Origin of the sequence: Mycobacterium mantenii (assembly GCF_001667865.1) — a bacterium.
GTDB classification, from domain to species: Bacteria; Actinomycetota; Actinomycetes; order Mycobacteriales; family Mycobacteriaceae; genus Mycobacterium; species Mycobacterium mantenii_A.
This window is the reverse complement of sequence record NZ_LZJP01000046.1, coordinates 129,669-152,541: the sequence shown is the minus strand read 5'-3', so window position 1 is coordinate 152,541 and position 22,873 is coordinate 129,669. Positions and strand designations below refer to the sequence as shown.

The window sequence follows — 22,873 nt, the reverse complement described above, 5'->3', positions numbered from 1 at the left end:
GCGGCGGGTCGTCGCCGTCTGACAGCCGTTTTCGGTCAGTACATGACCATGTCGGGTTGCATCTGCTGCGCCCAGGCCACGATCCCGCCCTGCAGATGCACCGCGTCGGCGAATCCGGCCTTGCGCAGCACCTCCAGCGCCTGCGCTGAGCGCACCCCCGTTTTGCAGTACAGCACCGGCAGGCGGTCGGCCGGCAGCTTTGTCAGCCCCTCACCGGAATTGATCGACGACTGCGGGATCAGCTGGGCCCCGTCGATGTGCACGATGTCGAACTCCACGGGCTCGCGCACGTCGATCAGGGCCAGCTTCTTGCCGGAATCCAGCCAGTCGCGCAACTCCCGCGGGGTTATGGAACACGTGGCCTCGTGCGCGGAGGGCTCGGGCACCAGGCCACACAGCTGCTCGTAGTCGACGAGCTCGGTGATCTTCGGCCTCGACGCGTCCGACGGATCCCGGCGGATCGCGATGGTGCGGTAGCTCATCTCCAGCGCGTCGTAGATCATCAGCCGGCCCAGCAGCGAGTCGCCGATGCCCGTGATGAGTTTGATCACTTCGGTGCTCATCACCGAGGCGATGGAGGCGCAGACGATGCCCAGCACGCCGCCTTCGGCGCAGGACGGGACCGAGCCGGCCGGCGGCGGCTCGGGGTAGAGGTCCCGGTAGTTGAGTCCGCGACCGTCCGGGGCGTCCTCCCAGCACACCGAGACCTGGCCCTCGAAGCGGTAGATCGACCCCCACACGTAGGGCTTTTTCGCCAGCACCGCCGCGTCGTTGACCAGATACCGGGTGGCGAAGTTGTCGGTGCCGTCCACGATCAGGTCGTAGCAGCCGAACAACTCGACGGCGTTGGTGGAGTCCAGACGGAACTCGTGCAGCCGCACGTCGACCAGCGGGTTGATCGCGGCGATCGAGTCGCGTGCCGAGCGGGCCTTGGACCGTCCGACGTCGGCGACGCCGTGGATGATCTGGCGCTGCAGGTTCGACTCGTCGACCACGTCGAAGTCGACGATGCCGATCGTGCCGACACCGGCCGCCGCCAGGTAGAGCAACGTCGGCGCCCCGAGGCCGCCGGCGCCGATCACCAGCACCCGGGCGTTCTTGAGTCGCTTCTGCCCGTCGACACCCAGGTCCGGAATGATGAGGTGGCGGCTGTAGCGGGCCACCTCATCGCCGGTCAGGTGGTCTGCGGGTGCCACCAGGGGCGGCAGCGGCGTCGACACTGCGAAACATCTCCTCGGTCGGCCTAGCGGTAAAGCGTCTACCACCATCACAGCAGCCCGCCGGGGACGCGGCAACGCGCGTCGGCGGCGCGGGCGGCAGCGCGCGTCGGCGGGCTAGGCGATCGGGTACGGCCAGGGATTGAACCGGCAGGTCTTGCCGTCGGCCTTGACGACGTCGGGATCGAACTGCGCCGCATCGTTGTTCGCCGTCGAGAACGTCTGCTGCATCATCACCGGCGCCAGGGCGCCCTGCTGCTCGCACGGCTCGTGGTGCAGGTATCCGATGGCGTGGCCGACCTCGTGGTTGATCACGTACTGCCGATAGGAGCCGATGTCGCCTTCGAACGGCACGGCTCCCCGTATCCAGCGCGCCTCGTTGATGAAGACCCGCGCCTCGCGGTTGGCGCCGAACACCGGGTTGTAGCAGGAGGTTTCGAGCCGGAACTCGTAACCGCAGCCCTCGCGCACGGTCACCGGCGACGCCAGCGAGATCCGAAAGTCGGGCTTGCCGCCGGCGGCTCCGTCTACCCGGATGAACGCGAACTGCGGGTTGTGCGTCCAGCCTTTCGGATTGGCCAGCGTCTGGTCGACCATCTGGGCGAAGGCGTCGTCACCGCCGAACATGGTCGGGTCGATGCCGTTCTCCACCTCGACGGTGTATTTGAACACCTTCGCGGTGCCCTGGCCGAACTGCGGCGTGGTGCCCGGCACGACGCGCCACGTCTTGTCACCCGCTTCGGTGAACGGCCCGCCGTCGGGCAGCGTCCCGGCCGGCAGGTTGGCGTCGAACGCGGCGAGCCCGCGCGGCGGGGCGTCGATGATCGTGGTGCCCACCGCGCCGATCGCGGGCGGACTCTGGATGGGCTGATTGGCGGTCGGCTTCGGCGCACCGGTACCGGTCACCGTCTGGTACATGACCACCGCGGTGAGCACCACCAGGACGGGCAGGGCGTAGGCCCGCCAGCCGTAGGTGGAGACGAACCGCCCCAGCCAGGTCTGTTTGCGCCATTGCCGCGGCCGCTCACGGTCGGCCCGGGCCCGTCCGGCCTCCCGCGCCAAGGGGTCGCGCAGCGCCCGCAACGGCTCTCGCCACTCGTCGCGCAACACCGGCACGCGACCTGTGCTGCGCGGGGGCCGCGGGGACGTCATTGCCCCAGGATTACACAGCCCGCCACTCACGCCTCCCGTGGCGCGCCCGAATCGGCCCTCCGACACCGCTTCTGCCTGCGGCGACGACGGCGATGACGATCGCATCGACCCGGTGGGTAGTAAGGTCTGTGCCACGGGCTGCGAGCGGCTGGCCCCGGTTATCGACGGCCGGCCGCGACGAATCAGATGAGGAATCGATGAGCGAACTCGCCAAAGCGCCGGCGCGGCGCGCCGTCAGATCGGGTGACCGCGGTCGGCCGGCGGACGCAGCCGCGGTCTCGAACCGGCGGGGGAACCGGTTGCCCCGCGACGAGCGGCGCGGCCAATTGCTCATCGTGGCCAGCGATGTCTTCGTCGACCGCGGCTACCACGCGGCCGGCATGGACGAGATCGCCGATCGCGCCGGGGTTAGCAAACCCGTTCTGTATCAACATTTTTCGAGCAAACTCGAGCTGTACCTGGCGGTGCTGGCGCGGCACGTGGAGAACCTGGTCTCGGGCGTGCAGCAGGCACTGAACACCACCACCGACAACCGGCGCCGGTTGCATGCCGCGGTGCAGGCGTTCTTCGATTTCATCGAGCACGACAGCCAGGGTTATCGGCTGATCTTCGAGAACGACTACGTCACCGAACCCGAGGTGGCCGCCCAGGTGCGCGTCGCGACCGAATCCTGCATCGACGCGGTCTTCGCGTTGATCAGCGAGGACTCCGGGCTGGACCCGCACCGGGCGCGGATGATCGCGGTCGGCCTGGTCGGCATCAGCGTCGACTGCGCCAGGTACTGGCTGGACTCCGATCGCCCGATCTCCAAGGCGGACGCCGTGGAGGGCACGGTCCAGTTCGCCTGGGGCGGGCTGTCACACGTGCCGCTTACTCGCTCTTGAGGCCCTTGCCGGCGTGCTTGCCGGTTTCGGCGCCGATCCCGAAGCCCACCCGGCGCGCGTCGGCGACACCGATCTCGACGTAGGCGATCTTGCTGGTGTGAATCAGGAAGCGACGGCCCCGTTCATCACTCAACCGGAGCAGGCCCGACCCGTCGCTCAGCGCGGCGCTGACCAATTCCTCGACTTCGGCGGGTGTCTGGGCGCTGGCGAGGACCAGCTCGCGCGGACTATCCGTGATACCGATCTTGACCTCCACGGTCACCCCTTCCATGGGTATTGACGTCTTCCGCAGGCGTTGAGTCCCAGCCCTGTCAGCAGAGGCTAGTGGACGCGGCTGATCACCACCGCCGACAGCCCCACACTTCGCGGTCAGCGAAAGCGGGACCACGGTCGCAGCCCGATAACGATTCGCTTGCAGGTTGTCTCACACACCCGCGCGATAGCCGATCTGTGCTTTCACATGGCTAACTTCGGCACCATGGGTACCACACTGCCGCACCTCGACGACAGGATCCGGGCTTACCCCGACGACGACGACGTCGACGACGCCTGCGATACCGATCCCTACCTGAACGCCGACTACAACTGGACGGGCTGGCCGACCGACTCGCGCTGGCGTCCCGCCACGGCGATCGTGGGCGCGGTGGTGGCCCTGGGCGCTATCGCCACCGCCGTCGTCATCAACAGCGGCGACAGCGCGTCGACCAAGGCCACGCTGGGTGCGCCGGTCCCGCACCCGGTAACCTCGGCGCCCGCGACCACCAAGGCGTCCGTGCCGCCCAGCGCCTCCCCCGGCCCCTCCCAGTTGCCGGCCGAGACCTTCACCACGGTCACCACACCCAGCGCCGCGCCCATCGCACCGCCGGCGGTGGCCGCCCCCACCGTCGCCCCGCCGCTCGCCGCGGCACCGCCGACGGCCGCGCTCAACCCGCGCACCGTCGTCTACAGCGTGAACGGGACCAAGCAGCTGCTGGACCTGGTGAACGTCGTCTACACCGATGCGCGGGGCGTGCCGCAGACCGAGTTCAACGTGTCGCTGCCGTGGTCGAAGGTGGTGGTGCTGAACCCGGGCGTGCAGACCGAATCGGTCGTCGCGACCAGCTTCTACGGTCAGCTCAGCTGCTCGATCTTCAACGCCGCCGGTCAGCGGGTGATCGCGTCGGGGAACAACTCGAACATGGCGACCTGCGCACGCTGAGTCTTATGGCCGCGACCCGCTGCGCCCGGCTGCGCCGCGCTTGCGATCACGGCTGAGCCCTAACGGCTGAGGATCAGCTCAGGCCCAGTTCGTGCATGCGCCGGTCGTGCGTCTGCTGCATGCGGTCGAAGAACGCGTTGAGCTGACCCAGCCCGCCGGCGCCCGCCATCACCAGGTCGACGAGCTCGTCGTGGTCGGCCAGCAGGTACTGGGCCTGGGTGATCGCTTCGCCGAACAGGCGGCGTGACCACAACGCCAGCCGGCTGCGCTGCTTGCCGCTGGACGTCACCGCGGCGCGCACCTCGGCGACGACGAACTGCGAGTGCCCGGTTTCCGCCAGCGCCGCGCGCACCACATCGGCGACCTCGTCGGGCAGCCGGTCCGCGATCTCCAGGTACAGATCGGCCGCCAGGGCGTCGCCCACATAGGTCTTCACCAGAGCCTCCAGCCACGTGCTGGGCATCGTCAGCCGGTGGTAGTTCTCCAGCGCCGAGACGTACTTGGACATCGCCGGCACCACGTCGACGCCGCGGCCTTCCAACGCGTCGCGCAGCCGCTCGTAGTGCTGCATCTCGGCGGCGGCCATGCTCGCCATCGATATCCGTCCGCGCAGGTCGGGGGCCATCCGCGCCTCGTCGGTGAGCCGGTAGAACGCGGCGATCTCGCCGTAGGCCAGGACCGCGAACAACTCGTTGACGCCCGGGTGATCAGCCGACAGCCGCGGGGCGGGCGAATCGCCGATGGGGTCGGCTTCCGGGTCGGCTTGGGAGGGCTCGCAGGAGGGCCGGGTCATGGCAACACTGTAGTCGGCTGACTTAGCGCGAAATGGGAGCCAGCTGTCGACCAGCTATCATGTAGGTAGATGGCGGCTGTATTTATGCCGTAATTGTTTTTTCAAGCCGCTATCGGCGAAATGTGCGTGCACAGCTGGCCCGCCCTGACTGGGGCCCTCCCAGACTGGGCCAGGGCCGGCGACTCGGCGACGTATTCGGAGTCGGAACTCGTGCGCGCGTGACCGCGACAGAGAAATACCGACACCAACCGATACGTCACCGAGAGGCTATCTACCCACGCATGACCACACTCACCAAGACAACTGAACTGACCTTTGCCCAACTCGGCGTTCGCGACGAAATCGTGCGCGCACTTGCCGAAAAGGGAATCGAAAGCCCTTTTGCCATCCAGGAATTGACCCTGCCGATGGCGCTGGCCGGCGACGATCTGATCGGCCAGGCCCGCACCGGTATGGGCAAGACCTTCGCCTTCGGCGTGCCGCTGCTGCAGCGCATCACCGCCGGCACCGCCGCGCGGCCGCTCAACGGCACCCCGCGGGCCCTGATCGTGGTGCCCACCCGCGAGCTGTGCCTACAGGTCACCGGTGACCTGACGCTGGCGGCCAAGCACCTGACCGCCGAAGACGACCGGCCGCTGTCGGTGGTCCCCATCTACGGCGGGCGCCCCTACGAACCGCAGATCGAGGCGCTGCGCGCCGGCGCCGACGTCGTGGTGGGCACGCCGGGACGGCTGCTCGACCTGAGCCAACAGAACCACCTGCAACTGGGCGGGCTGTCGGTGCTGGTGCTCGACGAGGCCGACGAGATGCTCGACCTGGGCTTCCTGCCCGACATCGAGCGCATCCTGCGCCAAATCCCGACCGACCGGCAGTCCATGCTGTTCTCGGCGACCATGCCGGACCCGATCATCACGCTGGCCCGCACCTTCATGAACCAGCCCACCCACATCCGGGCGGAAGCGCCGCACTCGGCGGCCACCCACGACACCACCGTGCAGTACGTCTACCGGGCGCACGCCCTGGACAAGGTGGAGATGGTGAGCCGGATTCTGCAGGCCGAAAGCCGCGGCGCCACGATGATCTTCACCCGCACCAAGCGCACCGCGCAGAAGGTGGCCGATGAGCTGGCCGAGCGCGGTTTCAAGGTCGGCGCGGTGCACGGCGACCTCGGCCAGATCGCCCGGGAGAAGGCGCTGAAAGCCTTCCGGACCGGTGACATCGACGTGCTGGTCGCGACCGATGTGGCCGCCCGCGGTATCGACATCGACGACATCACCCACGTCATCAACTACCAGATCCCCGAGGACGAACAGGCCTACGTGCACCGCATCGGCCGCACGGGCCGCGCGGGCAAGACCGGCATCGCCGTCACTTTGGTGGACTGGGACGAGCTGCCCCGTTGGTCGATGATCGACAAGGCGCTCGGCCTGGAGTCCCCCGATCCGGCCGAGACCTACTCCAACTCTCCGCACCTCTACGCCGAGCTGGACATCCCGGCCGAGGCCGCCGGCACCGTGGGCACGGCCCGTAAGCCGCAGGGTCAGCGCCGCACCGGCGACCGCGACGGCGGGAAGCCGGAGCAGAAGTCGGAGAAGCCCGCGCGCCGCTCGGGCACCCGCCGGCGCACCCGTGGCGGCCAGCCGGTCACCGCGCACCCGTCGAACAACGGGAACGCGGGCAGCAACGGCGAGGCCGCCGCGGAAACGCCGGCCGCCTCGCCCCCGGGCAACGCCGGCTCCACCCGGCGCCGCCGTCGGCGCCGCAAGCCGGCGGAAGGGCAAGCCGCCACGGCGGCCGCCCCGCAGAGCAACTAAAGGCCCGCGCCGACGCATGGTCAAACCCGAGCGCCGGACCAAGGGCGACATCCTCGCCGCCGCGGCCATCGTGGTCGTCGTCGCCGCTGTCGCGGCGCTGATCTGGTGGACCAGCGACGCCCGGGCCACCACCAGCCGGCCCGCTGCCGTCCCGGCACCCAACCCGAGCCCGGCAAAACAGGTGCCGGCCGGTCTGAAACAGCTGTGGAGCGCCGCCAGTCCGGCCACCACCGCCCCGGTCGTGGCCGGCGGTGAGGTCGTCACCGGTGCGGGCCGGCGGATCGACGGGCGCGATCCCGACACCGGGCAGTCCCGCTGGAGCTACGCGCGTGACACCGACCTGTGTGGGGTCACCTGGTTGTACCGCTACGCCGTCGCGGTCTACCGCGACGACCGCGGCTGCGGGCAGGTGAGCACCCTGGACGGCTCCACCGGCCGTCGCGGGCCCGCCCGCAGCGGCTACGCCGATCCGCGGGTGCGACTCTCCTCCGACGGCATGACGGTGCTGTCGGTCGGCGACACCAGGCTGGAACTCCTGCGTTCGGACATGGTCCGCATGCTGACCTACGGCGAGACCGACGCCCGGGTGAAGCCGGCGACGCGCGGACTGCACTCCGGCTGCAAGCTCTTCTCGGCCGCGGCCAGTTCGCAGGCGGTGTCGGTGCTGGAAAGCTGCGCGAATCAGGCCGACCTGCGGTTGGTGCTGCTGCGCCCTGGCAAGGACGACGACGAACCCCAGCAGCACATCGTGGCCGAACCGGGGATCGCGCCCGATTCGGGCGCCCGGGTGCTGGCCGTCTCGGAGAACATCACCGCGATCTACCTGCCGGCGCCGCAGCCCCGAGTCGACGTGATCGACGAAACCGGCGCTACCGTGTCGAGCACGCCGCTGCCCAAGCCGCCGTCACGCTCGGCGGTGACTTCCCATCCGGGCAGCCTGGTCACCTGGTGGACGGGCGATTCGCTGATGGTTTTCGACGCCGGAACGATGGCGCTGCGCTACACGATCGCGGCGGGCGGCACGACGGCGCCGCTGGGGCCCGGGGTGATGATGGCCGGCCGGCTGCTGGTGCCGGTCACCGGCGCGATCGGGGCCTACGACCCGCTCACCGGAGCCAACGAACGCTACATTCCGGTGGACCGGTCGACGAGCGCGCCGCCGGCCGGGAAACCGGTGTTCCCGGCAGTGATCGGATCCCGGGTGCTCGAGCAGCGCGGCGACACCTTGGTCGCGCTGGGCTAGCTAGACCCGATGGTGGCGACCCGCTGCGCCCGGCTCCGCCGCGCTTGCGATCGCCACTAGACCCGATGGTGGCGACCCGCTGCGCCCGGCTCCGCCGCGCTTGCGATCGCCACTAGACCTCCACGGCGAAGGTCGGCAGCGGCTTGCCGCTCTTCCAGTGCTTGAGCAACGCCTTCGCCAGCTCGCCGTAGGCCGACGAACCCTTGTTCTTGCGCCCGGACATCACCGACGAGCCCGAGGCGCTGGCTTCGGCGAAGCGCACGGTGCGCGGGATCGGCGGGGCCAGCACCGGCATGTTGTAGCGGTCGGCGACGTCGAGCAACACGTCGCGGGTGTGTGTGGTTCGCGAGTCGTACAGCGTCGGCAACGCGCCCAGGAGCCGCAGATCCGGGTTGGTGATCTGCTGGACGTCGGCGACCGTGCGCAGGAACTGACCGACACCGCGGTGCGCGAGCGTCTCGCACTGCAGCGGCACGATCACCTCGTCGGCGGCGGTCAGCCCGTTGAGGGTGAGCACACCCAGCGACGGCGGGCAGTCGATGATGACCACGTCGAAGTCATCGGAGAGCTTGGCCAGCGCGCGTTTGAGCGCGTATTCGCGGCCGGCGCGCATCAGCAGCATCGCCTCGGCCCCCGCCAGGTCGATGTTGGCCGGCAGCAGCGTCATGCCCTCCATTGTCGAGACCAACGCGGCGTTGGGCTCGACGTCACCGAGCAGCACCTCGTGCACGGACACAGGTAGTTTGTCGGGGTCCTGGCCCAGCGAGAAGGTCAGGCAGCCCTGCGGGTCGAGGTCGACCAGCAGCACTCGCTTACCCTCGTCGACCATCGCCGCGCCCAGCGAGGCGACGGTCGTCGTCTTTGCGACGCCGCCCTTTTGGTTGGCCACCGCCAATACCCGGGTCCTAGCAACCATAGGCGCGGCTCTCCCCTCTGCGTCGTCGCCATGCGCTCAACAACGCCCATCCTGGCACGTTCGCTCGCCGAGCGCTGCGGCCGACGGGCCCGGCATGTCGTCCGGCACAATCGGTCGATATGGGCTTGCACAACCATCGCCTGGTCCTGCTCCGGCACGGCGAGACCGAGTGGTCGAAATCCGGCCAGCACACGGGCCGGACCGACCTTGAACTCACCGACACCGGCCGCGTCCAGGCCGAGCTGGCCGGCCGCGTTCTGCGTGAACTGAACCTCGCCGACCCGTTGGTGGTGAGCAGCCCGCGCATCCGCGCCCTGACCACGGCCAAGCTGGCCGGGCTCACCGTCGACGAGGTCTCCCCGCTGCTCGCCGAATGGGACTACGGATCCTACGAGGGGCTGACGACGCCACAGATCCACGAAAAGGTGCCCGATTGGCTGGTCTGGACGCACGGCTGTCCTGGCGGCGAGAGCGTGCAGCAGGTCAGCGACCGCGCCGATCGGGCCGTCGCCTTCGCGTTGGAGCACATGAGCCCGCGCGACGTGGTGTTCGTGGGGCACAGCCACTTCTCCCGGTCGGTGATCACCCGCTGGGTGGAGCTGCCCCTCGTCGAGGGCAGCCGCTTCTGGATGCTGGCCGGCTCCATCGCCGTGTGCGGATTCGAGCACGGCGTCCGACAGCTCGCCGCGCTCGGATTGACCAGCCAGCCACAGGCGATCAAACCCGGGTGAGCGACCACGAACCGCCGTTCGCGCTGTGCGGGCCGACGCAAACCCTGCTCGCCGACGGGGTGCGGCGCCGCTATGGCGACGTGGTCGCGGCGCAGGCCGCGCTGCGCTCGGGAGAAGCTTCGATTGTCTTGGGCGCGTTGCCTTTTGACGTCGAGCGCCCCGCGGCGCTGCTGACACCCGACGCGGTGCACCGCACCGACGGACCGCCTGACTGGCCGACCGGCGGGCTGCCGCCGGTGCGGGTGGCCGAAGCCATCCCATCACCGGTCGACTACCGGGACCGGATCCGCCGGGCGTGCGAGCAGCTCGCCGCGGCCGACAACCCGCTGCACAAGGTGGTGCTGGCCCGCGCCTTGCGGCTGGTCGCCGACGGCCCGCTGGATGCGCGGGTGGTGCTGCGCCGGCTCATCGCGGCGGACCCCACGGCCTACGGCTACCTCGTCGACCTGACCGCCGCCGGCGAGGAGTATGCGGGGGCGGCGCTGGTGGGTGCCAGCCCCGAGCTCCTGGTGGCGCGCAGCGGCGACCGTGTCGAGTGCCGGCCGTTCGCCGGCTCCGCACCGCGCGCCACCGACCCGGACGCCGACGCCGCCAACGGCGCCGCGCTGGTCTCCTCGGCCAAGAATCGTCACGAGCACCAGCTGGTCATCGAGACCATCAAAGACGCCCTGGAACCGTTGTGCGACGAGTTGTCCATCGCCGCCGAACCGCAGCTGAGCAGCACCGCCACCGTGTGGCATCTGTGCACACCGATCGGTGGACGGTTGCGTGATACATCAACGACCGCAATCGATTTAGCGTTGGCGCTGCACCCCACCCCGGCGGTCGGCGGGGTGCCGACCAAGGCCGCGATGCAGCTGATCGACGAGCTGGAAGGCGACCGCGGGTTCTACGCCGGGGCGGTGGGCTGGTGCGACGCCCGCGGCGACGGCCGCTGGGTGGTGTCGCTGCGGTGTGCGCAGCTGTCGGCGGACCGGCGCAGCGCGCTGGCGCGGGCCGGCGGCGGCATCGTCGCCGAGTCCGATCCCGACGACGAAGTCGCGGAAACGACAACGAAATTCGGCACCATCCTCAACGCCCTGGGAGTCGAGCAATGAGCCGGCACATCCGTCGTGCGTCGCAGAAAGACACCGCCGCGATCACCGAGATGATCCACGCGCTGGCCGACTTCGAGCACGCCGCCGATCAGTGCACGGTCACCGAAACACAAATCGCGGCTGCGCTTTTCGGCGATCCGCCGACGGTGTACGGACACGTGGCCGAGGTGGACGGTGAAATCGCGGCGATGGCACTATGGTTCGTCAACTTCTCCACCTGGGACGGCGTGGCGGGCATCTACCTGGAAGATCTGTTCGTGCGTCCGGAGTTTCGCCGGCGCGGGCTGGCCCGGGCATTGCTGGCCGCGCTGGCATCCGAATGCCTGCGGCGGGGTTACACGCGGCTGTCCTGGGCGGTGCTGAACTGGAACGCCGACGCCATCACGCTCTACGACGGCATCGGCGGCGAACCGCAGCGCGAATGGACCACCTACCGGCTGTCCGGGCCGCCGCTGGCAGGGTTGGCGGAATCGCCCTGAGCTCCGGCGGCCCAGCGCACCGCGGCGGGACTGAAGAGCAATCCCAGCACGACCAGCGCCACCGCGCCCACCGGAATCCCGAAGCCGGGCTGGTGTGATCCGACCGCGAGGTACCACGCCACCGGCAGCAACAGCAGCTGGGTGATCACGGCCAGCCCGCGGCCCCAGCGCTTGCCGAGGATCAGCGCGCGCCCCGCGGCGATCACCGCCGCACCGACCAGGACGAACCACCCCGCCGTCGCCAGACCGTTGACCACCTGCTGGTCGGCTCCCGCGATCCCACGCACCACCAACACCACCGCCACGATCAACGCCGCAATCCCCTGCAGCACAACGGCCAGGCCGGCGCGGCGAACGGAGGTCGGGGCGGCTGGCGGCGTCACAGCGACAGCGTAGTCAGGGCCGTCGTCCGTGCCCCGGCGGTTCCCCCACAGCGCCGCCTAAGGCACTCCGCATAAGCTCGTCCCTCATGCGGGCCGTGCTGATCGTCAACCCCACAGCCACTTCCACCACGGCCGCCGGTCGCGACCTGCTGGCACATGCGCTCAAGAGCCGCCTGCAGCTCAGCGTCGAACACACCAACCATCGCGGGCACGGCACCGAACTCGCGCAGAAGGCCGTCGCCGACGGGATCGATCTGGTGGTCGTGCACGGCGGCGACGGCACGGTGAGCGGGGTGGTCAACGGCCTGCTCGGCCGACCCGGGCAACTTCCGACCGGCCCGATACCGGCGGTCGCCGTCGTGCCCGGAGGTTCGGCCAACGTACTGGCACGGTCCCTGGGCATCTCCGCGGATCCGGTCGCGGCCACCAACCAGCTGATCCAACTGCTCGACGACTACCAGCGGCGCCGCAGCTGGCGGCGGATCGGGCTGATCGACTGCGGCGAGCGCTGGGCCGTCTTCAACACCGGCATGGGCGTCGACGCCGAGGTGGTGGCCGCGGTGGAGGCCGAACGGGACAAGGGCGGCAAGGTTTCCGCGTGGCGCTACATCCGCGCGGCGGTACCCGCCGTGTGGGCCTACACCCGTCGCGAGCCGATGCTGACGCTCGAACTTCCCGGCCGCGAACCCATCAACGGCGTGAGCTTCGCGTTCGTGTCGAACTCCAGCCCGTGGACGTTCGCCAACGAACGCCCGGTGTGGACCAACCCCGGCTGCAGCTTCGAGTCGGGCCTGGGGGTCTTCGCGCCCACCACCATGAAGCCGATCCCGACCCTGCGCATCGTGCGGCAGATGTTCGCCAAGCGGCCCACCTTCAACTTCAAGCACCTCATCACCGAGGACGACCTGCCGTGCCTGCGAGTTACCTCCACCGGCGGGCCCGTCGCCTGCCAGTTCGACGGCGATTACCTCGGCGTGCGCGAAACCATGACGTTCAAGGCGGTCCCGGACGCGCTGGCGGTGGTCGCCCCTCCGCAGCAGAAACGGCACTGAGCTGCGATAACGATGCGCCGATGGCCCGTGCGGGCGAAATTTTCCGGGGAAGCAGCCCGTGGAGTGTAGTACAACGGAGTAAGGGCTTGGCTACGAGTTGATCAAAGTGAGATAGCCCACGAGCGAACTCACACTATTGACATCTGTTGAGCCTGTGAAACGATCAAAAGGTTGCATGCAGAAATTTACGTAGGAGTCCGGACTCCTTTTCCTCTGCACGCGTAAACAGCCGAAGAAAAATGGCCGTGCGCCTTGCTGCGCACTCAGTAAGGAGTAAAGACGTATGGATTGGCGCCACAAGGCGGTCTGTCGTGACGAAGACCCGGAGCTGTTCTTCCCGGTAGGGAACAGTGGCCCGGCGCTCGCGCAGATCGCTGACGCGAAACTGGTCTGTAATCGGTGCCCGGTGACCACGGATTGCCTCGGTTGGGCCCTGAACACGGGCCAGGACTCGGGCGTCTGGGGCGGCATGAGCGAAGACGAGCGGCGTGCACTGAAGCGCCGTAACGCCCGGACGAAGGCCCGCAGCGGGGTATAACCCACATAGCGCAAAACCGTGCGGCCTCGACGAAAGTCGGGGCCGCACCTTTGCGTGCGGGTCCACCGCTCCTACAGCAGCAGGCGGGTCCGCCGGCCGATCGGCACCCGCAGCACCACGTCGGTGCCGCGGGCGGGCGCCTGGCGCATGCCCAGAGTGCCGTCCAGCTCGGCCGACACCAGGGTCCGCACGATCTGCAGACCGAGGCTGTCGGAGGTCTCCAGGCTGAATCCGTCCGGGAGCCCGCGCCCGTCGTCGTGCACCACCACGTCGAGCCAGCGCGCGGAACGCTCGGCGCGAATCGTCACCGAGCCTTCCTCGGTCGCCGGGTCAAAGGCGTGTTCGATCGCGTTCTGCACCAGTTCGGTGATCACCATGATCAGCGCGGTGGCCCGGTCGGAGTCCAGCACCCCCAGGTCGCCGACGCGGTTGATGCGGATCGGCCGGTCCACCGACGCCACGTCGTTCATGATCGGCAGGATCCGGTCGATCACCTCGTCCAGGTTGACCTGCTCGTCCACCGACATCGACAGCGCGTCGTGCACCAGGGCGATCGACGACACGCGGCGCACCGATTCGATGAGGGCTTCCCGCCCCTCCGCGTTGACCGTGCGGCGGGCCTGCAGACGCAACAGCGCCGCCACGGTCTGCAGGTTGTTCTTCACCCGGTGGTGGATCTCCCGAATGGTGGCGTCCTTGGAGATCAGCGCGCGGTCGCGGCGCTTGACCTCCGTGACGTCGCGGATCAACACCGCCGCACCGGCGCTGGTGCCGTCGACCATCAGCGGCAGCGTGCGCAGCAGCACGGTGGCGCCCCCGGCGTCGACCTCCATGCGCATGCTGCGCCCGCCGGCCACCAGATCCCGCACGTGCTCGGCCACCTCCTGGGCCTCGAACGGGTCTGAGATCAGCGGGCGGGTGACCTCGATGAGGTTGTGTCCCTCCAGCTCGGTGGTCAGGCCCATCCGGTGGTAGGCCGACAGTGCGTTGGGACTGGCGTAGGCGACGACGCCGTGCACGTCGAGGCGGATGAAGCCGTCGCCGGCCCGTGGGGTCGAGCGCGACATGACCACGTCGCCGACGTCCGGGAACGTTCCCTCCGCGAGCATGTGGACCAGATCGGCGGCGCAGTCCCGGTACGCGATCTCCAGCTGACCGGACGCGCGGTCGGCGGCCAACGCGGTCTGATGGTGGGTGAGCACGGCCACCACCTTGCCGCCGTAGCGCACCGGAGACGCCTCGATGTGGGTGCCCGGCAACCACGAATCTTCATGTCCCGCAACGTCATCCCGGTGGGCGGTGCCCGACGCAAAAGTCTCGGCGACCAGGCCCAACCGGTCGGATTCGACGGCGGTGCCCACCGCGTCGGTCAGCAGCGCCGTGGGCGCCGTGTTCGGCCGGCACTGCGCCACGCAGACCAGCACGCCGTCGTCGCGCCGCACCCACATCAGGTAGTCGGCGAAGGACAGGTCGGCCAGCAGCTGCCACTCCCCGACCACCGCGTGCAGGTGGTCCACCGCGTTGCCCGGCAGCATGGTGTGTTCGGCGAGCAGATCACCGAGAGTTGACATCGCTTACTCCCCGGGTCGTTTCCCCGGCGGTTGGTCGAGGGGGCCGACGGCTAGCTGATCACCGCGATGAGGTCGCCCGCCTGGATGACGTCGCCCACCGCGACACTGACCTTGCTGACGGTGCCGCCGACTTCGGCCAGGACGGGGATCTCCATCTTCATCGACTCCAGCAGCACGACGATGTCGCCCTTGCCGATCTCGTCACCCTCGTTCACCACGACTTCGAGCACGCTGGCCACGATCTCGGCACGCACATCCTCCGCCATCTTCACCCCACTCGTTTCGCCTTCGCGCAAGGCTGGCTGCTGGTTCATCACGGTTCTATCAGGCCCATTCAGGCTCGGATACATCGAACCACAGGACCGGTCGGGACCGCGGCACACGGGCCCCCGACAGGCCCCCACGAGGGCGAAGACACTGCACAGGACGTCTCGTGAGACAATGGTCGACAAGCCAACGGGCGCTGGGCGCCTGGTTTGACAAGCAATCACGGAGGATTTTCACCATGGCCAAACGAGGCCGGAAGAAGCGCGACCGCAAGCACAGCAAGGCCAACCACGGCAAGCGGCCCAACGCCTGACGGACGCTACTGCGTCTGCGTACCCCGGATGATCGTGGTGCGCCGGATCTCGAGCCGTAGCCGCTCGCGCAACCCCTCCGGGGCCTTCTCGCCGCGGCATTTGGTGGCGATAAGCGCCTTGATCCGCTCTTCGAGCCCGTAGTGCTTGAAGCAGCCGGGGCACGCCTCGAGATGCTGACGCAGCTGCTCGCGGGTGTCGGGGCCGCATTCCCCGTCGAGCAGCAGCCAGACCTGGCGGATGACCTCTGCGCAGCCGACGCTGCCGTGGGACTCGTCGTTGGGGCAGGCATCGGGCGAAGCACCGCCCTGGCCGGAGAACTCGCTCATGACGACACCTCCTCGTGCGTCTGCTGACCGCGGTTGAAGCCCCGCTCCTTGGCAACGTCGGCCAACAGGCCGCGCAGCTGCCGTCGGCCGCGGTGCAGCCGTGACATTACCGTTCCGATGGGCGTATCCATGATCTCGGCGATTTCCTTGTACGGGAAACCCTCGACGTCGGCGTAATAGACGGCCATCCGGAATTCTTCCGGCAACGCCGCCAGCGCCTCTTTGATCTCGGAGTCCGGCAGCGCCTCGAGGGCCTCGACCTCGGCCGAACGCAGCCCGGTGGACGAATGCTCGGCGTTCGAGGCCAGCTGCCAGTCGGTGATCTCCTCGGTCGGATATTCGGCCGGTTGGCGCTGCTTCTTGCGGTAACTGTTGATGTAGGTGTTGGTCAGGATCCGGTACAGCCACGCCTTGAGATTGGTGCCGGCCCGGAACGAGCGGAATCCCGCATAAGCCTTCACCATGGTCTCTTGCAGCAGGTCTTCGGCGTCGGCGGGATTGCGCGTCATGCGCAGCGCGCCGCCGTAGAGCTGGTCCAACAGGGGAATCGCGTCGCGTTCGAACCGCGCCGTCAGTTCCGCGTCCGTCTCGTCGTGCGCTGCGGGGCCGGGAATCTCGAGCCCCGTCGCGCCGTCGCGGCCATCTTCAGAGTCGGCCATGATCCTCCCGGTCCCTTCTGCGGCGGTGTTACCGGTGAGCACCGAAAGCGCCCCCGGACTCGCAAGGAGGCCAGCCAACAACTCCTCGCCCAACAGGCTCGTCGCCGTTGACACCACGCTGCTCCTCCCAATCTAAAGGCTGACCCCGACACTGTCCGTCCGGGTCCGCTCCACCGCATGTGAAACCGTCTTGATCAACAGCGCGCGCGACCCCGCTATTTCCAGCAATTTCCGGAACACCATCAGGCCGCCCGGCAACCCCGGCCGCCCCGATCGGACCCCGATCCGCCCCGATCGGGCGTGGCGTTAGTGTGACGCCATGTCCCACGAAACGTCCCTGCAGGGCAAGACCATGTTCATCTCCGGTGCCAGCCGCGGTATCGGCCTGGCGATCGCCAAGCGCGCGGCGCAGGACGGCGCCAACGTCGCACTGATCGCCAAGACCGCCGAGCCGCACCCGAAGCTGCCCGGAACGGTGTTCACCGCCGCCAAGGAACTCGAGGAAGCCGGCGGGCAGGCGCTGCCGATCGTCGGGGACGTCCGCGACCCGGCTTCGGTTGAGGCGGCCGTGGCCAAGACCGTCGAACAATTCGGCGGCATCGACATCTGCGTCAACAACGCGTCGGCGATCAACCTGGGCTCCATCACCGAGGTGCCGATGAAGCGGTTCGACCTGATGAACGGCATTCAGGTGCGAGGCACGTATGCGGTGTCGCGGGCGTGTCTGCCCCACATGAAGGGCCGGGAAAATCCGCACATCCTGACGCTGTCGCCGCCGGTGCTGCTGGGCCAGGAATGGCTGAAGCCGACGGCGTACATGATGGCCAAGTTCGGTATGACGTTGTGCGCGTTGGGCATCGCGCAGGAGATGCGCGCCGACGGCATCGCCTCCAACACGCTGTGGCCGCGCACGCTGGTGGCCACCGCCGCGGTGCAGAACCTGCTCGGCGGCGACGAGGCGATGGGACGCGCCCGCAAGCCCGAGATCTACTCCGACGCGGCCTATGTCATCCTCACCAAGCCGGCCAAGGAGTTCACCGGCAACATGCTGCTGTGCGAGGACGTGCTGGTGGACTCCGGCGTCAAGGATTTGTCGGTGTACGACTGCATTCCCGGCTCGAAGCTGGGCGTCGACTTCTGGGTGGACGGCGTGAACCCGCCGGGGTACGCCGGCCCCTAGGGGCTCAGGGATCTACGTCAGCAGAACGTGACGACGACCTTGTCCGCGGCCCCCGGGGTGTGCGCCAGCTCGAGCGCCTCGTCGATATTGTCGAACGGGATCGTGTGGCTGACGATCAGCGCGTACTTCTCCCAGTTTGCGACGAGATCGCTCGTGACCTCGAAGATTTCGTCGGGGTAGCCCATCGAGCCGAGGATGGTGATCTCGTTGCTCATCACGTTGACGAGCTCGACCGGCACCGGCTCCTTGTGCACGCCAACGATTCCCAGGGTGGCACCCTTCTTGGCGGCGGCCAGCGCCGTGTTGACGACGGCGGGCACCCCGGCCGCGTCGAGATAGATGTCGGTGCCTGCGCGTCCGGGTAACCCGGGAATTCCGGCTTCGCCCTCGCCGTGCAATTCGATCAGCCGGGCCACCACGTCCTCCTCGGCGGAGTTGATGACGGCGTCGGCGCCGATCTGCAGCGCCTTGTTCAGGCGGCCCGGGATCAGGTCCGCGACGACAACATGGCTGACGCCAAGGGATTTGAAGGCCAGTACGGCGCCCAGCCCGATCGGCCCCGCCCCGAACACGACGACCTTGTCCGTCGGTTTGGGTTGGCAGCGGTTGGCGCCGTGGCGCGCGACGGCCATCGGTTCGTTGAGCGCGGCCACTTCCCACGGTATGTGATCCGGGATCACTTCGAGACTTGTTCCGCGGACGGCGTTTTCGATGAGCAGATAGTCGGCCAGCGCCCCGCTGGCGCCGCCGTTGCCGATGATGCCGGTGGGCGCGACCATCGGGTTGATCACAACGTGGTCGCCGACGGACAGCCCGGTCACCTGCGCGCCGACCTCGACGATCTCCCCGGCGGGTTCGTGCCCGAGCGGGGTGTGCCCCTGACGCGGCGGGATGCCGCCGATGGTGATGTAGAACGCGTCGGAACCGCAGATGCCGCAGGCGCGCATCCGCACCAGCGCATCGCGCGGGCCGACGCGGGGGCGCTCGGTGTCGAGGACCTCCGCCTTGCCCGGCCCGGTGACCACGGCTGCCTTCACGGCGTGCCCTCCAGTTCGATGTCGAAGGTCTCGAGATACTCGGCGAAGGTCGGCGCGAGCTGTTCGACGCTCAAGCCGTATTCGTCGAGGCGATAGGCGTTGAGCGCGAATCGGTCCTGGGGGTGCCCGGCGAGCCAATTGCGCATGCGCGCTTCGGTTTCGGCGGTCAGCAGTTCGTCCGCCCACTGGTAGATGCGCCGCATCACGTCCATCGGGTCGGTCATCATCTCGTGGTAGTACATATGGAAGAAGCGGTCGTCGCCGATCCGCTCGCGCGCCCGCAGCGGCCGATCGACGTGATAGCGCATCTGCCACATCGCGTTGCGCCCCATTTCCGTCTGGTCCAGCAGTTCGGTGTTCATCACCAGGCTCTGCGGCAGCCGCCACAGGTTGCACAGCGAACCGGTCGCCTTGTACGGATCGCGGTGCGCCCAGATCAGCCGGGCGTCGGGGAACACCTTCAGCAGCGCCTCGATGTGCACCGAGTGCGACGGCATCTTCAGGCTCCAGCTGCCCGGCGCGGTGGACTGCAGGACCTGCAGATAGCGCTTCTGGTATTCGTAGGTGCTGCTCATGTCGGCCTCGTCGAACAGCCATCGCGCGTAGCGATCCGTCGGCAGAAACGAATCCCAGGACAGACCCTTGAAATCCTGGTTGTGGATGAACATGTCCTCGGTCGGGCCGTCGGCGTCCTCCCAGTGCGGCAGCGGCATTTTCGCCTGCGTGACCAGCTCGAGGATCTTGCGCTGCTCCTCCAGCAGGGCCAGGCACCGCGGGTCCGTGCGCAGTGTGTCGGTGCCGGCGGGCGGGATCGGGTCCACGCACTGCCAGTGCAGCAGCGATCGCCGGGCCGGGTCCTGGTCGAGCAGGTAGCTGATCACCGTGGTCCCGGTGCGCGGCATGCCGAGCACGATCAGCGGTCGCTCGACGGGGGTGTCCAGCACCTCGGGGTGCGCCTCGATGTAGCCGTGCACCTGCATGCGCCGCCCCAACGCGTTGGTGACGTCGTCGAGGACCCGTTCGCGGCCGAACGGGGTGAACACCGGCGAGGTGTTGAGCTCGTCGAGGATGAGCTGCAATCCGTCCCGCCATGAGTCGGAGTCGATTTCGGTGAGACCGGTGCGTTTCGCGGCGAGTTTGAAGATGTCGTCCGCGGTGGAAACGTTGTCGAATTCGGCCATGGCTCAGACCGTCAGGTATCCGCCGTCGACGGCGATCGTGCTGCCGGTGATGTAGGAGGCGGCGTCGGTACACAGGAACAGCGCCGCGCCGGTGCAGTCCTGGGGCGTGCCGGGCCTGCCGAGCGGGGTGTGGAAGCCGATCTCGACGTCCATCACCTCGGGAATACCCATGGCCGGGTGGGTCATTCGGGTGTCGATGAGCCCCGGCGCGATGGCGTTGACCCGGATCCCGTCGTTGGCCCACCGGCGGGACAGGTTCATCGTCAGGGCGATCAGGCCCATCTTCGACGACGCGTAACCCGGGACGAAGACCGCCGAGCGGAACGCGGACATCGAGACCACGCTGACGACGCTCGCGCCGCCGGGCGCCTGGCTGGCTTTGAGGCGCTCGTGGCAGCGCATGGTCAGCCGCATCGGGCCCAGCATGTTCTGCGTCACCGACGCGACGTAGCCGTCCGGGTCGTATTCGTCGCCCGCGGGATAGGGGCCGCCCGCGTTGTTGATCAAGATGTCCAGATCGCCCAGCGAACCAGCCAGGGCGTCAACGGATTCGGGATCCTGGATCTGGCACTGCCGGTAGGTGAACGTACGCAGCTCCGCCTCGGGATAGTCGGCGGCCGACCCGCGGGTGCCGGTCACCGTGACCGCGGCCCCGGCACCGGCGAACGCGGCGGCGATCGCGTTGCCGATGCCGCTGGTGCCGCCGGTCACCAGCACGTGCGCGCCGGTGAAATCGAATTGGACGGTGTTCATTCGGTCGTCCTCAATTCGTTGATTGACTTGCTGAGCCAGGCCTTCTCCCAGAAGTTTCCGGTGCCGGTCAGCAGGGCTTCGTGCGCGTCGGCGGCCACCGCCCGCGCGGCCGCATGCAGCGGCTGGGCGGCCCGGATCAGGTCGGTGAGGTGGATGGCCTGCACCGGCCGTCCGGCGGCCAGGTGAGCGCGCGCCGCCTCGGTGAGTGCGTCGGCGCCCGCGGCGCTGACCACGTCCGCGGCGACCGAATCCTGCGCCACGCCATACAGTTCGGTGGTGGAGCGATGCCGGAACCATCCGGTGTACATCTCCCAGATGGCCCGCACATTCCAGGAGGTCTTGCCGTAGCCCTCGCCGATGTCGAGGTGCTCGGGCATCTTGACCTCGCGCATCGCGGTGTGGATGTCGGCTCCGGAGTTCATCAGTTCGACGGTGCGATCGTGCACCGCCTGCATGCCGTCGCGCATCGCGGTGACTTCCTCGGCGATGCGGTCGGCGCCCTCGATCGGAGCGAAGTGGCCCGGGATCAGTCGGCGCGGGCCGTATTCCAGCACGGTGTTCAGCGACTCGATGTAGAGGATCGGATCGCGGTACCTGTCGCCACGGATGGTCATCAGGTTGGGGACGTGGCCGAAAAGCGGACCGAACAGATTGCCGCTGAACAGGATTCGATCCTCGGGCAGCCACACCACCAGCGCGTCGGTGGTCTCGCCCCCGGGCGTCCACGCCAGCTCGAAGGCGCGCCCGCCGACCGTCATTCCATGGCGCTGGTCGAAGGTCGTGGTCGGCTCGGGAAACGAGAAGTCGATGGTCGCCGGGTCGATCGTCTTGAAGTGCTCGAGCACGGCGTCGGAAAACTTCTGGAAGGCGAACGACGTCTTGGGCACCCGGTACCCCATCAGCAGCGCGTTATCGTCGCGCCAGTACCGGTAGTTGCGGTGCATCACCACTTGGGTTTCCGAGTCGCGCAGCGAGTTCACCCCGCCCCAGTGGTCGGCGTGGCCCTGGGTGACGATGACGGCCCGCGTCGGGCCGGGCACGTCGGCAAAAGCCCTGCGGTGCAAGGGTCCTTCGAAGACCAGCCCGCCGTTGACGATGACCCGCCCGTCGTCGGTGGCCACCGCATAGGAGTTGGAGACCCCCGGGGACATCCAGACGCCGTCGCCCAGGGACAGTGCGGGGGTGTCCGTCGCCGCCGCGAGATCGCCGGCCCCGGGGCGCTCCCGATGAATCCCAGCCATGACTGGCGATCCTCTACAGTTCTAGAGGTAAAGTCAATATCTTCCGGATCCGTAAAGCGGGAAGGGGCGCTCATGGCACTGCGCGGTCTGGCCGGCAAGGTCGCGGTCGTCGTCGGCGGCGCCACCGGCCTCGGTGCGGCGACCGCCGCCCGGCTGGGCGAGGAGGGCTGCCGGGTGGTCATAGGTGACGTCGCCGTCGACGCCGCGCAGCAGACCGCCGCGCGCATCGCCGCGGCCGGGGGCACGGCGACCCAGGTGGCCTTCGACCTGTCCGACCCGGCGTCGATCGCGGGCCTGATCGACAGTGCCGCAACCACTTACGGCGGGGTGGACCTGCTGTTCAACGTGGGTGCCGACATGAGCACCATCCGCGACGACACCGACGTCGTCGACATCGACTTCGACGTCTGGGACCGGGTGATGGCGGTGAGCCTGCGCGGATATGTGGCCGCATTGAAATACGCCATCCCGCAGATGCTGAGCCGCGGCAGCGGGGCGATCGTCAACATGTCCTCGGCGGCGGCGTTCCAGGGCGAGCCCGCGCGGCCGGCCTATGCGACCGCCAAAGCCGGCATCGGCGCGCTCACCCGCCACGTCGCATCGCGGTGGGGAAAGGACAACATCCGGTGCAATGCCGTCGCACCCGGATTCACCGCGACCGAGACCATCCGTTCGGTGCCGCAATGGCCGGACCTGGAAGCCGCCGCGCTCAAACGCATCCGGGGACCCCGCGTCGGCCATCCCGGCGACGTCGCCGCGCTGGTCGCCTTCCTGCTCTCCGCCGAGGGCGAATGGATCAACGGCCAGGTCGTCAACATCGACGGCGGCACCGTGCTGCGCTGAGGAC

Annotated in this window: 26 protein-coding genes; 12 read left to right on the top strand and 14 right to left on the bottom strand. The window is 68.5% G+C overall.

From position 1 onward, the window contains the following. Positions 1-35: 35 nt before the first annotated feature. Both moeZ and A5688_RS08430 read right to left on the bottom strand, forming a co-directional pair. Complete coding sequence (gene moeZ / locus A5688_RS08435) at positions 36-1,220, bottom strand: adenylyltransferase/sulfurtransferase MoeZ (RefSeq protein WP_067907691.1); 1,185 nt, start codon at positions 1,218-1,220, stop codon at positions 36-38. A gap of 114 nt (positions 1,221-1,334) precedes the next feature. Next, on the bottom strand, positions 1,335-2,474 hold the full coding sequence (locus A5688_RS08430; protein WP_067907737.1) for a DUF3152 domain-containing protein: 1,140 nt from the start codon (positions 2,472-2,474) through the stop codon (positions 1,335-1,337). A 92-nt stretch (positions 2,475-2,566) separates the two neighbouring features. On the opposite strand from A5688_RS08430, the gene A5688_RS08425 reads away from it, so the two are divergent. After that, positions 2,567-3,253 carry a TetR/AcrR family transcriptional regulator gene (locus A5688_RS08425; RefSeq protein ID WP_067833188.1) on the top strand — a complete coding sequence of 229 codons (687 nt, stop codon included), beginning with the start codon at positions 2,567-2,569 and terminating at the stop codon, positions 3,251-3,253. Here the strand turns inward: A5688_RS08425 and A5688_RS08420 are convergent. Next, positions 3,240-3,509 (bottom strand): DUF3107 domain-containing protein, encoded by a 270-nt coding sequence (locus A5688_RS08420; RefSeq protein ID WP_120312333.1) that lies wholly within the window; start codon positions 3,507-3,509, stop codon positions 3,240-3,242. The two genes, A5688_RS08425 and A5688_RS08420, sit on opposite strands and share 14 nt — an antisense overlap. Positions 3,510-3,731: 222 nt before the next feature. Here A5688_RS08420 and A5688_RS08415 point away from each other — a divergent pair, with 222 nt between their 5' ends. Continuing rightward, entirely contained in the window at positions 3,732-4,451 is a 720-nt protein-coding gene (locus A5688_RS08415; protein WP_067833298.1) for an MmpS family transport accessory protein, read from the top strand. Positions 4,452-4,524: 73 nt separating this feature from the next. Here A5688_RS08415 and A5688_RS08410 read toward each other — a convergent pair whose 3' ends face one another. Beyond that, a complete protein-coding gene (locus A5688_RS08410; protein WP_067833182.1) occupies positions 4,525-5,244 on the bottom strand; it encodes a ferritin-like fold-containing protein in 720 nt (239 codons plus the stop codon). Positions 5,245-5,525: 281 nt separating this feature from the next. Between A5688_RS08410 and A5688_RS08405 the strand changes: the two genes are divergently transcribed. Further along, the gene (locus A5688_RS08405) at positions 5,526-7,058 is read left to right on the top strand and encodes a DEAD/DEAH box helicase (RefSeq protein ID WP_067833179.1); all 1,533 of its coding nucleotides are present in this window, start codon (positions 5,526-5,528) and stop codon (positions 7,056-7,058) included. A gap of 16 nt (positions 7,059-7,074) precedes the next feature. Continuing rightward, on the top strand, positions 7,075-8,301 hold the full coding sequence (locus A5688_RS08400) for an Rv3212 family protein (protein ID WP_067907688.1): 1,227 nt from the start codon (positions 7,075-7,077) through the stop codon (positions 8,299-8,301). Between the two features lie 112 nt (positions 8,302-8,413). Here the strand turns inward: A5688_RS08400 and A5688_RS08395 are convergent, their stop codons facing one another. Continuing rightward, on the bottom strand, positions 8,414-9,217 hold the full coding sequence (locus tag A5688_RS08395; protein ID WP_067833173.1) for a ParA family protein: 804 nt from the start codon (positions 9,215-9,217) through the stop codon (positions 8,414-8,416). A 119-nt stretch (positions 9,218-9,336) separates the two neighbouring features. Here A5688_RS08395 and A5688_RS08390 point away from each other — a divergent pair, with 119 nt between their 5' ends. The 3 genes from A5688_RS08390 to A5688_RS08380 are packed head-to-tail and all read left to right on the top strand — an operon-like array spanning position 9,337 to position 11,524. Beyond that, a complete protein-coding gene (locus A5688_RS08390) occupies positions 9,337-9,948 on the top strand; it encodes an acid phosphatase (RefSeq protein ID WP_067907685.1) in 612 nt (203 codons plus the stop codon). After that, entirely contained in the window at positions 9,945-11,045 is a 1,101-nt protein-coding gene (locus tag A5688_RS08385; RefSeq protein WP_067833166.1) for an isochorismate synthase, read from the top strand. Before A5688_RS08390 ends, A5688_RS08385 begins: the two co-directional genes overlap by 4 nt. Further along, a complete protein-coding gene (locus tag A5688_RS08380; protein ID WP_067907682.1) occupies positions 11,042-11,524 on the top strand; it encodes a GNAT family N-acetyltransferase in 483 nt (160 codons plus the stop codon). Before A5688_RS08385 ends, A5688_RS08380 begins: the two co-directional genes overlap by 4 nt. On the opposite strand, the gene A5688_RS08375 is transcribed toward A5688_RS08380, so the two are convergent. Then, positions 11,476-11,907: a hypothetical protein gene (locus A5688_RS08375; RefSeq protein WP_067833160.1), complete on the bottom strand. Its 432-nt coding sequence runs from the start codon at positions 11,905-11,907 to the stop codon at positions 11,476-11,478. The genes A5688_RS08380 and A5688_RS08375 overlap by 49 nt on opposite strands. An 86-nt stretch (positions 11,908-11,993) precedes the next feature. Here A5688_RS08375 and A5688_RS08370 point away from each other — a divergent pair, with 86 nt between their 5' ends. Both A5688_RS08370 and whiB1 read left to right on the top strand, forming a co-directional pair. Further along, positions 11,994-12,959, top strand: coding sequence for a diacylglycerol/lipid kinase family protein (locus A5688_RS08370; protein ID WP_067907679.1), 966 nt, complete (start codon positions 11,994-11,996; stop codon positions 12,957-12,959). Between the two features lie 283 nt (positions 12,960-13,242). Further along, positions 13,243-13,497: a transcriptional regulator WhiB1 gene (gene whiB1, locus A5688_RS08365; protein WP_067833154.1), complete on the top strand. Its 255-nt coding sequence runs from the start codon at positions 13,243-13,245 to the stop codon at positions 13,495-13,497. A 71-nt stretch (positions 13,498-13,568) separates the two neighbouring features. Here the strand turns inward: whiB1 and A5688_RS08360 are convergent, their stop codons facing one another. Together A5688_RS08360 and A5688_RS08355 are read right to left on the bottom strand one after the other, a co-directional pair. Further along, positions 13,569-15,068 carry a sensor histidine kinase gene (locus A5688_RS08360; protein WP_067833151.1) on the bottom strand — a complete coding sequence of 500 codons (1,500 nt, stop codon included), beginning with the start codon at positions 15,066-15,068 and terminating at the stop codon, positions 13,569-13,571. 50 nt (positions 15,069-15,118) lie between these two features. Beyond that, on the bottom strand, positions 15,119-15,334 hold the full coding sequence (locus A5688_RS08355; RefSeq protein ID WP_067833296.1) for a biotin/lipoyl-binding carrier protein: 216 nt from the start codon (positions 15,332-15,334) through the stop codon (positions 15,119-15,121). 239 nt (positions 15,335-15,573) lie between these two features. On the opposite strand from A5688_RS08355, the gene A5688_RS28530 reads away from it, so the two are divergent. Then, the gene (locus tag A5688_RS28530; protein ID WP_011728008.1) at positions 15,574-15,648 is read left to right on the top strand and encodes a 50S ribosomal protein bL37; all 75 of its coding nucleotides are present in this window, start codon (positions 15,574-15,576) and stop codon (positions 15,646-15,648) included. A gap of 6 nt (positions 15,649-15,654) precedes the next feature. Here the strand turns inward: A5688_RS28530 and rsrA are convergent, their stop codons facing one another. Together rsrA and A5688_RS08345 are read right to left on the bottom strand one after the other, a co-directional pair. Beyond that, positions 15,655-15,975 (bottom strand): mycothiol system anti-sigma-R factor, encoded by a 321-nt coding sequence (gene rsrA / locus A5688_RS08350; RefSeq protein WP_067833148.1) that lies wholly within the window; start codon positions 15,973-15,975, stop codon positions 15,655-15,657. Further along, on the bottom strand, positions 15,972-16,634 hold the full coding sequence (locus tag A5688_RS08345; RefSeq protein WP_067907676.1) for a sigma-70 family RNA polymerase sigma factor: 663 nt from the start codon (positions 16,632-16,634) through the stop codon (positions 15,972-15,974). Before A5688_RS08345 ends, rsrA begins: the two co-directional genes overlap by 4 nt. 319 nt (positions 16,635-16,953) lie before the next feature. Between A5688_RS08345 and A5688_RS08340 the strand changes: the two genes are divergently transcribed. Then, positions 16,954-17,814 carry an SDR family oxidoreductase gene (locus A5688_RS08340; RefSeq protein WP_067907673.1) on the top strand — a complete coding sequence of 287 codons (861 nt, stop codon included), beginning with the start codon at positions 16,954-16,956 and terminating at the stop codon, positions 17,812-17,814. Between the two features lie 17 nt (positions 17,815-17,831). Here the strand turns inward: A5688_RS08340 and A5688_RS08335 are convergent, their stop codons facing one another. Genes A5688_RS08335 through A5688_RS08320 form a run of 4 tightly spaced genes read right to left on the bottom strand, consistent with a single transcriptional unit; the run spans position 17,832 to position 22,026 of the window. Beyond that, positions 17,832-18,851, bottom strand: a complete 1,020-nt coding sequence (locus tag A5688_RS08335; protein WP_067907670.1) for a zinc-dependent alcohol dehydrogenase — start codon at positions 18,849-18,851, stop codon at positions 17,832-17,834. Next, on the bottom strand, positions 18,848-20,032 hold the full coding sequence (locus A5688_RS08330) for a sulfotransferase family protein (protein ID WP_067907667.1): 1,185 nt from the start codon (positions 20,030-20,032) through the stop codon (positions 18,848-18,850). Before A5688_RS08330 ends, A5688_RS08335 begins: the two co-directional genes overlap by 4 nt. Positions 20,033-20,035: 3 nt before the next feature. Next, positions 20,036-20,785, bottom strand: a complete 750-nt coding sequence (locus tag A5688_RS08325; protein ID WP_067907665.1) for an SDR family NAD(P)-dependent oxidoreductase — start codon at positions 20,783-20,785, stop codon at positions 20,036-20,038. Continuing rightward, positions 20,782-22,026, bottom strand: a complete 1,245-nt coding sequence (locus tag A5688_RS08320; RefSeq protein WP_067907661.1) for an alkyl sulfatase dimerization domain-containing protein — start codon at positions 22,024-22,026, stop codon at positions 20,782-20,784. Before A5688_RS08320 ends, A5688_RS08325 begins: the two co-directional genes overlap by 4 nt. Positions 22,027-22,098: 72 nt before the next feature. Between A5688_RS08320 and A5688_RS08315 the strand changes: the two genes are divergently transcribed. Continuing rightward, a complete protein-coding gene (locus A5688_RS08315; RefSeq protein ID WP_067907658.1) occupies positions 22,099-22,869 on the top strand; it encodes an SDR family NAD(P)-dependent oxidoreductase in 771 nt (256 codons plus the stop codon). Positions 22,870-22,873 lie beyond the last annotated feature (4 nt).

Excerpts from the sequence above, each read along its gene's own strand:
- A5688_RS08390 (WP_067907685.1), top strand. The coding sequence starts at position 9,337 with ATGGGCTTGCACAACCATCGCCTGGTCCTGCTCCGGCACGGCGAGACC.
- A5688_RS08410 (WP_067833182.1), bottom strand. The coding sequence starts at position 5,244 with ATGACCCGGCCCTCCTGCGAGCCCTCCCAAGCCGACCCGGAAGCCGAC.
- A5688_RS08340 (WP_067907673.1), top strand. The coding sequence starts at position 16,954 with ATGTCCCACGAAACGTCCCTGCAGGGCAAGACCATGTTCATCTCCGGT.
- A5688_RS08395 (WP_067833173.1), bottom strand. The coding sequence starts at position 9,217 with ATGGTTGCTAGGACCCGGGTATTGGCGGTGGCCAACCAAAAGGGCGGC.
- A5688_RS08320 (WP_067907661.1), bottom strand. The coding sequence starts at position 22,026 with ATGGCTGGGATTCATCGGGAGCGCCCCGGGGCCGGCGATCTCGCGGCG.
- A5688_RS08330 (WP_067907667.1), bottom strand. The coding sequence starts at position 20,032 with ATGGCCGAATTCGACAACGTTTCCACCGCGGACGACATCTTCAAACTC.
- A5688_RS08400 (WP_067907688.1), top strand. The coding sequence starts at position 7,075 with ATGGTCAAACCCGAGCGCCGGACCAAGGGCGACATCCTCGCCGCCGCG.
- A5688_RS08325 (WP_067907665.1), bottom strand. The coding sequence starts at position 20,785 with ATGAACACCGTCCAATTCGATTTCACCGGCGCGCACGTGCTGGTGACC.
- A5688_RS08315 (WP_067907658.1), top strand. The coding sequence starts at position 22,099 with ATGGCACTGCGCGGTCTGGCCGGCAAGGTCGCGGTCGTCGTCGGCGGC.
- rsrA (WP_067833148.1), bottom strand. The coding sequence starts at position 15,975 with ATGAGCGAGTTCTCCGGCCAGGGCGGTGCTTCGCCCGATGCCTGCCCC.
- whiB1 (WP_067833154.1), top strand. The coding sequence starts at position 13,243 with ATGGATTGGCGCCACAAGGCGGTCTGTCGTGACGAAGACCCGGAGCTG.
- A5688_RS08415 (WP_067833298.1), top strand. The coding sequence starts at position 3,732 with ATGGGTACCACACTGCCGCACCTCGACGACAGGATCCGGGCTTACCCC.
- A5688_RS08360 (WP_067833151.1), bottom strand. The coding sequence starts at position 15,068 with ATGTCAACTCTCGGTGATCTGCTCGCCGAACACACCATGCTGCCGGGC.
- A5688_RS08425 (WP_067833188.1), top strand. The coding sequence starts at position 2,567 with ATGAGCGAACTCGCCAAAGCGCCGGCGCGGCGCGCCGTCAGATCGGGT.
- A5688_RS08380 (WP_067907682.1), top strand. The coding sequence starts at position 11,042 with ATGAGCCGGCACATCCGTCGTGCGTCGCAGAAAGACACCGCCGCGATC.
- A5688_RS08405 (WP_067833179.1), top strand. The coding sequence starts at position 5,526 with ATGACCACACTCACCAAGACAACTGAACTGACCTTTGCCCAACTCGGC.
- A5688_RS08355 (WP_067833296.1), bottom strand. The coding sequence starts at position 15,334 with ATGGCGGAGGATGTGCGTGCCGAGATCGTGGCCAGCGTGCTCGAAGTC.
- A5688_RS08430 (WP_067907737.1), bottom strand. The coding sequence starts at position 2,474 with ATGCGATCGTCATCGCCGTCGTCGCCGCAGGCAGAAGCGGTGTCGGAG.
- A5688_RS08370 (WP_067907679.1), top strand. The coding sequence starts at position 11,994 with ATGCGGGCCGTGCTGATCGTCAACCCCACAGCCACTTCCACCACGGCC.
- A5688_RS08345 (WP_067907676.1), bottom strand. The coding sequence starts at position 16,634 with ATGGCCGACTCTGAAGATGGCCGCGACGGCGCGACGGGGCTCGAGATT.